This window comes from Thermodesulfobacteriota bacterium, from assembly GCA_040755095.1.
GTDB lineage: Bacteria > Desulfobacterota > Desulfobulbia > Desulfobulbales > JBFMBH01 > JBFMBH01.
In genome coordinates, this window is sequence record JBFMBH010000166.1 from 1 (window position 1) to 8,526 (window position 8,526).

Genomic DNA, 8,526 nt, shown 5'->3' on the forward strand with positions numbered 1-8,526 from the left:
CTGCTGCCGGCCGTCTATGGCCTCTTTCTGGCCGGCGAGACCCTGCTCCGGGTGGCTTGGCATCACTATGCCTGACCGGATACCGGGGCTGGCAAGGGCGCCAGGGCCCCTGGCGGCGCCGGAGTCATGGGAGGGATGGGAGGAATGGGTATCTTGGGGGAGTAAGAGATCCGGCGCGGCAGAGGCCTGGTAGCCGGACATCAACCGGGGCGTTGACCGGCCGGCTGCCATCCAGTAAGCTGGGGCCGAGCCCAGCGCCGGGCGTGGAGCCCTGGGAGCAAAGGAGCCCGCAGTGCCAGCACCAAGCCAGACCAGCCAAGAACGGGCCAAGGATACCGGGCTGGCCCTGGTCCTTCTCCTGCTTCTCTTCCACGCCGGTACCGGCGCCGAGATCCTGGTCCGGCTGGCCATGGCTGTCCTCGTCCTGGCCATGGTCTGGCCCCGGGCCCTGGCGCCGGCCAGCCGGCTGTGGTTCGGGCTCGCTGACCGCCTGGGTGCGGTGGGCAGCCGGGTTGTCCTGTCGCTGCTCTTCTTTCTGGTGGTCACGCCCATCGGTCTCTTCCGGCGGGCTACCGGTGCCGACCCTCTTCTGCTCCGCCAGTGGCACCGGGGCGACGGCAGCCTCTTCCGCAGCCGCCAGGGGGTGATCCGGCGCCAGGACCTGGAAAGGCCATACTGAATCTTCCGAGGAAACCCGTATTCATGGACTTTCTCCACGACCTGTGGGGCTTCTTGCGCACCCGCAAAAAGTTCTGGCTGCTGCCCATCATCGTCACCCTGCTCCTCCTGGGCGGGCTGATCGTCTTCACCAGCGGCACGGCGGTGGCCCCCTTCATCTATACCCTGTTCTGAGACCGGAGGGGCACGGCCATGAGCGAGGCACAGCCCGCGGGCGCGGCGCCGGGCCATGAGGCCGGTGCCGGGCTGGGCGCGCGCCTGGGGCGGCTGTGGCAGGATGGCCTCGCCTGGCTGTGGCAGCCCCGGCGGCCCCGGGAGAGCGAGCTGGCCTTCGGTCTGCGGGCCTTGTTGCGCATCGGGCACATCACCATCCTGGAGTCGGACCGCAACCGCATCTCCCTTCGGGCCAGTGCCCTGACCTTCACCGTGCTCCTGGCCCTGGTGCCAACCTTGGCCCTCACCACCGCGGTGCTCAAGGGATTTGGTGCCGGCGACCAGATGCGCCAGGCCGCCTACCGGCTCATCGACCAGTTCGAGGCCGGCCCCCTGGTCCTGGCCCCCCAGGCGGCGGCGCCGGAGCCGGACGCGGGCGCCCCCGGCGCACCCAGCTTCGGCGGCCATCTGCGCCAGGCGGTGGACCAGATCTTCGCCTACGTCGACCGCACCAACTTCGCCACCCTCGGCGCCTTCGGCATCATCGGCCTGCTCATGGCCGCCATCTCCGTGCTGTCCACCATCGAGCGGGCCATGAACACCATCTGGCGGGCGGACAGCGGCCGGCCCCTGGGCCGGCGACTCATGGACTACCTGGCCCTCATGATCCTCTTGCCCGTGGCGGTGAACGTTGCCTTTGCCGCCGAGGCCACCCTGCAGAGCCAAAGCCTCCTGAGCCGGCTGCAGGCGGTTCTTCCCCTGGAGCTGGTCACCGGCCTCCTCCTCAAGCTCCTGCCGGTCCTGGCCGTGGTGGGCACCTTCACCATCCTGTACCGCTTCGTGCCGAACAGCCGGGTCCGCTTCCTGCCGGCCCTGGCCGGCGGGGCCTGCGGCGGCGTCGGCTGGCTGGCGGTCCAGGGCCTCTACGTCTCCCTGCAGGTCGGCGTGGCCCGGTACAACGCCATCTACGGCTCCTTTGCCACCCTGCCTTTGTTCCTGGTCTGGATGCACCTGGGCTGGGTCATCTTCCTGACCGGTGCCGAGGTGGCCTTCGCGGTCCAGGCCTGGCCCGACTACCAGCACCACGAGGAGCCCCTGTCCCCCCTCGGCCGGCTGGGCCTGGCCTTTGCCATCCTCAGCCTGGCCCAGGCCGAGCATGCCCAACGCCGCGTTCTTCTGCGGGCCACCCTGGGCCCGCGGCTGGGCCCTCTGCCGCCCCACGCCGCGGCCGAGGTCCTGGAAGCCCTGCAGGCCGGCGGCTTCCTGCGCCGGGTGGCCGAGAATGGCGATGGCTTCGTGCCCGCCGCCCCGAACGGGATGATCGACGCCGCCGAGGTGGTCGATCATATCCTGGCCCGGGGGGCGAGCGGCCCCCTGCCGCCCCTGGCCCAGGATGTCATGGCCGGCGCCCGGGCGGCGGTCAGCGGCCGCTCCCTTTCGGGCGAGCCGAGCGAAGCCGCCGGCCCGGACCTGCGGCCGGCGACGTTGGCGGACCTTGCCAGCCGGAAGCCTCGCCCGTAGACTGGACCAGGGCCTGCTGGTCGCGCCGCCGCAAGGCCCGTCACCCCAACCGGTGATCGGAGGTCGTCATGGGAGCCAACAATCTCGTCTTTCTGGAGTATATCGAATGGCTGGATGACACCGGCCAGGAGCTGGTGCACCGGGAGCCGCCGGAAGGCTCCGGGGAGATCAAATTCGGCGCCCAGCTCACGGTGCGGGAGAGCCAGGCCGCGGTGCTCTTCTACAAGGGCAAGGCCTGTGATCTCTTCGGCCCCGGCCGCCACACCTTGAAGACCGGCAACGTTCCGGTCGTCACCAAGATCCTCGCCCTGCCCTGGGGCATGATGAGCCCGCTCCGGGCTGAGGTCTATTTCGTCAACCTCAGGATCTTCGCCAACCTCAAATGGGGCACCACCGACCCGGTGGCGTTCAAGGATTCGGAGCTGGGGCTCATCCGCCTCCGGGCCCATGGGATGTTCAATATCCAGATCCAGCAGCCGCTGCTCTTCATCAACACCCTGGTAGGCACCATGGGCAGCCTGGCTGCCAGCCAGGTGGAAGAGTATCTCCGGAAGGTCATCGTCTCCCGCCTCAACGATCTCCTGGGCGACCGGCTGGACAGCATCCTCAACCTGGCCGGCCGCTACGAGGAGCTGTCCCAGGAGCTGTTGAGCCGCCTGGCGGCCGACTTTGGCCACTTCGGCCTGGCCCTGTCCCAGCTCTACATCACCTCCATCACCCCGCCCGCCGAGGTGCAGCAGGCCATCGACGACCAGGGCCGGCTGCGGGTGGTGCAGGACCTCGATGGCCTGGTCAAGCTCAAGGCCGCGGCGGCCATGGAAAAGGCGGCAGCGAGCCAGGGGCCGGCCAGCGACGGCATGGGCCTTGGCTTTGGCCTCATGATGCCCGCCATGCTGGCAGCCCTGGGCAGCCGGCCGGCCGGGCCCCCGGTGGTGGCCGCGGCAGCCGCGGCCACCTGCCCGGACTGCCGGCAGGCGGTGGCAGCCAGCGACCGCTTCTGCCCCCATTGCGGCCACCAGCTGGTGATCGTCCAGCAATGCCGCGGCTGCGGCAAGAACCTGCCGGCCAACGCCCGCTTCTGCTCCCGCTGCGGCCAGCCGGTGGACCAGAAGCCTGCGGCCCGGGTCTGCCGGGGCTGCGGTCTCGAAAACCTGCCGGAATCGGTCTTCTGCAACGGCTGCGGGGAGCGGCTGTAGATGGACTGCCTGGTGGAGGAGCCGTGCCCCCAGTGCGGCGCACCGGTGGCCCTGGAGGAGACGGCGCGGCTCCTGGTCTGCCAGTACTGCGCGGTGCCGCAGGTGGTGGTGGCGCCGGCCCCCTTCCGGTATGTCCTGCCCCACAGCCGGCAGGCCGCCGACGTGCTCCTTGCCCCGTACTGGCGCTTCCGGGGCACGGTCTACAGCTGCGACACCGGCGGACTGCGCCACCGGCACGTGGACACCACCGGCCGCGGCGTGGACTTGGCCGGCCTTCCCGCCTCCCTGGGCCTGCGGCCGCAGGCGATGCGCCTGCGCTTCGCCACCCAGGAGCGGGCCGGCCGCGCCCTGCCGCCCCGGCTGCCCCTGGCCTCGATCCTGGCCCGGGCTCCCCAGCCGGAAGACAGGCCGTCCGAGATCAGGCCCCTATTTGCGGCGGCCATCGGCGAGACCGTAAGCCTCGTCTACCTGCCCCTGGTGCAGGCGGGACGGCAGGTGCTCGACGCGGTGACCGGCCAGCCTCTGGCGGTTGGGGACAGCCCCGAGATCCTGGCCGGTGTGCCGTCAGAGCCGCTGGCCTGGCGGCCGACCTTTCTGGCCAGCCTCTGTCCCAACTGCGGCGCCGGCCTTGCCGGGGCGGCGGACAGTCTGGCCCTGGCCTGTCCCAACTGCCAGCGCCTCTGGGCCGCCGACGCCGCCGGCTTCCGGGACCTCCCGTGGCGCCTGGTGCCGGGCCAGGGTCCGGCGCCCTCCTACCTGCCCTTCTGGCGGATCGAAGCCGGGCTGCCGGCCCTGGGCATCACCTCCCGGGCCGATTTTCTGCGGGTCACCGGCCAGCCCCGCCTGCCCGCGCCGCAGGATGAAAACGAGGCCATGGCCTTCCTGGTGCCGGCCTTCAAGCTCCCGCCCCCCCTGTTCCTGACGACCGCCGTGCGCCTGGCCCTGGCGGGCAAGGCCTTTCCCGGCCAGGGCACCCTGCCCCGGCAGGGTCTGCATGGCGCGAACCTCCCCCGCAGCGAGGCGGTAGAGGCCTTGCGCCTCATCGTCGCCCAGGCCACCGTGCTTCGCCGCACCGTGCTGCCCGCCCTGGCGGAGGTCCGCTTCGCCATCCAGGCCATCGAGCTTTGCTACCTGCCCTTTGCCGCCGCCGGGCCGGACTTGGTGCTGGAAGGGCTACCCTTGGCTGTCAACAAATCGGCCCTGCGGCTGGGCAGCCAGCTCTGACGGTGATGGACGAGATGGACGTGGCACCGCTGTCCATTCGGTCCATCCTGTCCATACCGTCCACAAAGTCCATGCCGCACCCATGCGCAAGCGGCTTCACGAGGCGCCCCAGGTCGATGGGACCGCTGAACCTGCACCCTTTCCCAAGGAAGCCATGACCACCGCCATCCTCGGCATTTCCGCCTTCTACCACGACAGCGCCGCGGCCCTCCTGGTGGACGGCCGCATCCGGGGCGCGGTCCAGGAGGAGCGCTTCAGCCGCCGGAAGCACGATCCCGGCTTTCCGGCCCAGGCGATCCGCTATCTTTTGGACGACTCCGGGCTCGGCCTCGGGGATCTGGCCGCCATCGTCTTTTATGAGAAGCCGTACCTGAAATTCGAGCGGCTCTTGGAGACCTACCACGCCTTCGCCCCCCGGGGCCTGGCCAGCTTTGCCGCCGCCATGCCGGTGTGGGTGAAGGAGAAGCTCTTCGCCCGCCACCTCCTGTGGCAGGAGCTGGAGGCGGTGGCGGCGCTTCCTGCCAACGGCCGGCCGCCGCTTCTCTTCCCCGAGCACCATGTATCCCATGCCGCCGCTGCCTTCTATCCGTCCCCTTTCCCCGAGGCGGCCATCCTGACCATGGACGGGGTGGGGGAATGGGCGACCACCACCATCGGCCATGGCCGCGGCCAGGAGATCACCCTGCTCCGGGAGCTGCCCTTTCCCCATTCCCTGGGCCTGGTGTACTCCGCCTTCACCCTCTACTGCGGCTTCAAGGTCAACAGCGGCGAGTACAAGCTCATGGGCCTTGCCCCGTACGGCCGGCCGGACAGCGAGCGCACCCGGCGCTTCTGCCGCCAGATCATGGACGAGCTCATCGATCTGCGGCCGGACGGCTCGCTCCTCCTCAACATGGACTACTTCGACTTTGCCACCGGACTTTCCATGTGCCAGGACGAGCGCTGGCGCAGGCTTTTTGACCTTCAGCGGCGCCAGCCGGAGGGCGAGCTTGCCCCGGCCTACATGGATCTGGCCTGCGCGGTGCAACAGGTGACCGAGGAGGCGGTGCTGCGCCTGGCTGCCACCGCCACCCGGCTGGCCGGCTGCCGGCGCCTGGTGCTGGGCGGCGGCGTGGCCCTCAATTGCGTGGCCAACGGCCGGCTGCTGGCCAGCGGTCTGGTGGACCGCCTGTGGATCCAGCCGGCCGCCGGGGATGCCGGCGGCGCCCTGGGCGCGGCCTATGCCGGCTGGCACATCTGGCAGGGGGCCGAGCGGCCGGCAACCGCCGGTGGCGATGCCATGGCCGGCTCCTATCTGGGACCGGACTCTTCCAACCGGGACGTGGCCAAGTGCGCGGCCCGCCTGCACGCCCCGTATGAGGAGTATGCCGACTTCGGGGAGCTGTGCCGGAAGGTGGCCGGTGAGCTGGCCGCTGGCAAGGTGGTGGGCTGGCTCCAGGGCCGCATGGAGTGGGGCCCCCGGGCCTTGGGCAACCGGAGCATCCTGGCGGATCCCCGGCAGGAAGGAATGCAGAAGAAGCTCAATCTCAAGATCAAGTTCCGGGAGGGCTTCCGGCCCTTTGCGCCGGCGGTGCTGGCCGAGGAGGCCGAGAAGCTCTTCCAGCTGCCGGAGCCGTCGCCCTACATGCTCCTGGTGGCGCCGGTGGCCGAGGCCGTGCGCCGGCCGGTGCCGGCCCTGGGGGAGGAGGCGGATCTGGCCAGCCGTCTGTATCAGCAGCGCTCCCTCATCCCGGCCGTCACCCATGTGGACTATTCGGCCCGGGTCCAGACCGTGCACCGGGAGACCAATCCCCGCTTCTGGCAGCTCATCGACGCCTTCCGGCAGGAGACCGGTCTTGGCGCCCTGGTGAACACCAGCTTCAACGTCCGGGGCGAGCCCATGGTGATGGGCCCGGAGGACGCTTACCGCTGCTTCATGCGCACCGGCATGGACCTCCTGGTCATGAACGACTGCCTGTTCGACAAGGCCGACCAGCCCCCCTGGCCCGAGAGCGACGACTGGCGCCGCACCCTGCCCCCGGACTGAGCCGGTGGGATACTGTCCAATCCCGGCCCATGAACGACGAGCATGGGCCATCAATCTCTGTTAATGTGGAGTTACGTACAATTCTCCTTTCCCCTGTCTGCTCCATGACCGATTCCCTGTCCCCCCCCCGCGACCAGACTCCGGACTCCATCCAGGTCCCAGCGGACGATGACCTCCAGTCCCTGGCCTTCCTGGCCAGGAGCCTGGGGGACGGCAACCGGCTGCGCATCCTCTTTGCCCTGGCGGCAGAAAAGAAGGCGGTGTCGCGGCTGGTGGAGGAGCTGGGGCTGTCCCAGCCCCTCGTCTCCCATCACCTCAAGGAGCTGCGCCGAGCCCTCCTGGTCCGGGTGGAGAGGAACGGACCCTTCATCTATTATGAGATCGCCGACCCGCGGATCCTCGACATCGCCGGCCGGCTGCGCTCCCTGGCCGTCGATCTCTTGGCGGCCAGGAGCTCGTTTTGACCCAGGAGGCCAACGATCATGAATGCCTTTCAGAAGCTTGCCGAGGGGATGGAGCCGGCCGCAGCCCTTGCCGCCCTCGGTCCGGTGGTGCGGGGGCTCCTCGCCGAGGTGGGGGACCAGGAGCTGGTGGATTTCGTCTCCGGTCTCTTGGGGCGAGCCGACGGCAGCAAGGTCGGCAGCCTGGTCCACCTCTGACTGGCCCAGTGCATGGACGAAGGTGTCGATCCAACGCGCATGTGTCAGAGTCTGGTAGACAAGGTGGCCCGCTCCCGTGCCCTCGCCGCGGTGAGCGACCCGGACATCCTGGTGCTGTTCGAGGACTGGCTGGAGGAGCTGGAGGAGGAGGTGGCGGATCTGGCCCGGCGCCAGGGTCAGCTCACCGCGGACAGCATCGGCCAGGCCCTGGGCATCTCCCGCACCGGCGCCGAGCTGCTGCTGCGCAAGCTGCAGCGGGAGGACAAGCTGCCTCTTCCCGGCCGGGAGCCGTGAACAGAGACAGGCCTCCCGCTGCTACGGGATCTTCTCCATCCAGGGTACGAGCTGCGCAGGAGCCATGTAGTCCACCAGCCGCAGGTCCCGCCGCTCCTTCCCGGTCCGGTCCAGGAACACCACGGTGGGCACGCCCATGACGCCGTAGTCCTGGACGAGCTGCCGGTGGAGGGGATCGTCGGCGGTGGTCAAGTCCACCTTCACCATGACAAAGCGGCGGGATTGGGCCACCACCGCCGGGTCATGGAAGGTGACCTCGTCGAGCTTCCGGCAGGGCGCGCACCAGGCGGCGGAAAAATCCAGGACCACCGGCCGGCCCTCCCGCTTCGCCTCTTCGAGAATGGCCGGGCTGTACGGCTGCCAGGCCACGCCTGGACCGCGCAGCAGCCAGAAGATCGCCGGCGCCACCGCCAGGGCAATGGCTGCCACCCCCACCCCCTTTCTGATCCAGGCAAAGGCCGCGAAGGCGGCGGTGCTCCGGTCCAGCCAGCCCAGATGCAGGCCCGCCGCCAGGCCGATCACCGCCGTGATTCCCACCGCTGCTGCCGGGGGCACCAGGGGGCGGAGGAAGTAGGCCGCCATGGCCACCAGCACCCAGCCCATGACCTTCCGCACCCAGTTCAGCCATTCGCCGGAGGGGGGAAGCGGGTGGAGCCGGCCGGCGAACAGCGCCAGGACAAAGAGGGGCAGGCCGAGGCCGAGGCTCAGGGTGAAGAAAATGATGAAGCCAAAAAGCGGATCGCCGGTGCTCGCCACCCAGGTGAGGAGTCCAAGC

General features: G+C 69.8%; 9 protein-coding genes. 8 read left to right on the top strand and 1 reads right to left on the bottom strand.

Annotated features, from left to right (window positions below):
* Positions 1-292 precede the first annotated feature (292 nt).
* From AB1634_17585 to tsoA, 8 genes are all read left to right on the top strand, one after another.
* Positions 293-679, top strand: a complete 387-nt coding sequence (locus AB1634_17585; GenBank protein MEW6221328.1) for an SxtJ family membrane protein — start codon at positions 293-295, stop codon at positions 677-679.
* A 23-nt stretch (positions 680-702) separates the two neighbouring features.
* Positions 703-852: a DUF5989 family protein gene (locus AB1634_17590; protein ID MEW6221329.1), complete on the top strand. Its 150-nt coding sequence runs from the start codon at positions 703-705 to the stop codon at positions 850-852.
* Positions 853-870: 18 nt separating this feature from the next.
* Positions 871-2,352 carry a YihY/virulence factor BrkB family protein gene (locus AB1634_17595; GenBank protein ID MEW6221330.1) on the top strand — a complete coding sequence of 494 codons (1,482 nt, stop codon included), beginning with the start codon at positions 871-873 and terminating at the stop codon, positions 2,350-2,352.
* A 68-nt stretch (positions 2,353-2,420) separates the two neighbouring features.
* Positions 2,421-3,548 (top strand): SPFH domain-containing protein, encoded by a 1,128-nt coding sequence (locus AB1634_17600; protein ID MEW6221331.1) that lies wholly within the window; start codon positions 2,421-2,423, stop codon positions 3,546-3,548.
* Positions 3,549-4,772 carry a hypothetical protein gene (locus tag AB1634_17605; protein ID MEW6221332.1) on the top strand — a complete coding sequence of 408 codons (1,224 nt, stop codon included), beginning with the start codon at positions 3,549-3,551 and terminating at the stop codon, positions 4,770-4,772.
* 154 nt (positions 4,773-4,926) lie between these two features.
* Entirely contained in the window at positions 4,927-6,798 is a 1,872-nt protein-coding gene (locus AB1634_17610; protein ID MEW6221333.1) for a carbamoyltransferase, read from the top strand.
* Positions 6,799-6,902: 104 nt separating this feature from the next.
* Positions 6,903-7,262, top strand: coding sequence for an ArsR/SmtB-type metalloregulator TsoR (locus tag AB1634_17615; protein ID MEW6221334.1), 360 nt, complete (start codon positions 6,903-6,905; stop codon positions 7,260-7,262).
* Positions 7,263-7,280: 18 nt separating this feature from the next.
* Entirely contained in the window at positions 7,281-7,751 is a 471-nt protein-coding gene (gene tsoA / locus AB1634_17620) for an LULAXC motif (seleno)protein TsoA (protein ID MEW6221335.1), read from the top strand.
* 21 nt (positions 7,752-7,772) lie between these two features.
* Here tsoA and AB1634_17625 read toward each other — a convergent pair.
* On the bottom strand, positions 7,773-8,526 hold a 754-nt coding region (locus AB1634_17625; protein MEW6221336.1), incomplete at its 5' end, for a thioredoxin family protein.

Excerpts from the sequence above, each read along its gene's own strand:
- AB1634_17590 (MEW6221329.1), top strand. The coding sequence starts at position 703 with ATGGACTTTCTCCACGACCTGTGGGGCTTCTTGCGCACCCGCAAAAAG.
- AB1634_17595 (MEW6221330.1), top strand. The coding sequence starts at position 871 with ATGAGCGAGGCACAGCCCGCGGGCGCGGCGCCGGGCCATGAGGCCGGT.
- AB1634_17600 (MEW6221331.1), top strand. The coding sequence starts at position 2,421 with ATGGGAGCCAACAATCTCGTCTTTCTGGAGTATATCGAATGGCTGGAT.
- AB1634_17605 (MEW6221332.1), top strand. The coding sequence starts at position 3,549 with ATGGACTGCCTGGTGGAGGAGCCGTGCCCCCAGTGCGGCGCACCGGTG.
- AB1634_17610 (MEW6221333.1), top strand. The coding sequence starts at position 4,927 with ATGACCACCGCCATCCTCGGCATTTCCGCCTTCTACCACGACAGCGCC.
- AB1634_17615 (MEW6221334.1), top strand. The coding sequence starts at position 6,903 with ATGACCGATTCCCTGTCCCCCCCCCGCGACCAGACTCCGGACTCCATC.